We start from the raw sequence: 339 nt of genomic DNA, 5'->3' as shown, positions 1-339 counted from the left end.
GCCGCGGTGCTGGTCACCTCCTCCGGCGAGGGCAAGGAGGTCGCCGCCCGCGTCGCCCTCCGCCTGGGCTCCGGCATCATCACCGACGCCGTCGACCTGGAGGCCGGCGACAGCGGTCCGGTCGCCACCCAGTCGGTGTTCGCCGCTTCCTTCCAGGTGAAGTCCACGGTGTCGCACGGCGCCCCGGTCATCACCGTCAAGCCGAACGCCGTCGCCCCGGAGGCCGCCCCGGCCGCGGGTGCGGTGGAGGACGTCACCGTCGCGTTCACCGGCAACGCCGCCAAGGTCGTCTCGCGCACCCCGCGGGTGTCCTCCGGCCGTCCGGAGCTGACCGAGGCC

At 74.9% G+C, this 339-nt stretch carries 1 protein-coding gene; it reads left to right on the top strand.

Features of this window, described 5'->3' with window-relative positions:
- Positions 1 to 339: adenine nucleotide alpha hydrolase family protein (locus tag ADK60_RS26695; protein WP_502687460.1), on the top strand; the 339-nt coding region annotated here is incomplete at both ends.

Source organism: Streptomyces sp. XY431 (assembly GCF_001279805.1).
GTDB lineage: Bacteria > Actinomycetota > Actinomycetes > Streptomycetales > Streptomycetaceae > Kitasatospora > Kitasatospora purpeofusca.
This window is presented reverse-complemented; position numbering and strand designations above follow the sequence as displayed.